The sequence below is a fragment of the Halomonas sp. ND22Bw genome, assembly GCF_003011945.1.
In the GTDB taxonomy this organism is placed as follows: Bacteria; Pseudomonadota; Gammaproteobacteria; order Pseudomonadales; family Halomonadaceae; genus Halomonas; species Halomonas halophila.
The window spans coordinates 1-253 of the sequence record NZ_PXWD01001352.1 but is presented as its reverse complement, the minus strand read 5'-3'; the positions used below and the strand labels follow the sequence as shown (position 1 = coordinate 253).

Genomic DNA, 253 nt, shown 5'->3' with positions numbered 1-253 from the left:
TCACCTTCACCCAGCGCACCGATGTCTGGGCCTTTGTGTGGGACGAGTTCGTCAAGCGGCCGATCCAGGGTTGGGGATTCGGCTCATTCTGGGACATCAATCCGACCGTCCAACCCAGCCTGCAGACGGACGCCTGGTTCGCCCAGCCAGACGCCTACACCAACGAAGCCCACAACGGCTTCCTGGACCTGGCGGTCACGACCGGCCTGATCGGTTTGACGGGGGCCGTCGTCGTTCTCCTGCGCTGGATTCT

Annotated in this window: 1 protein-coding gene; it reads left to right on the top strand. The window is 63.2% G+C overall.

What is annotated here, in order from left to right:
* The coding region (locus CVH10_RS22595) for an O-antigen ligase (RefSeq protein ID WP_146143306.1) at positions 1-253 on the top strand (253 nt) is incomplete at both ends.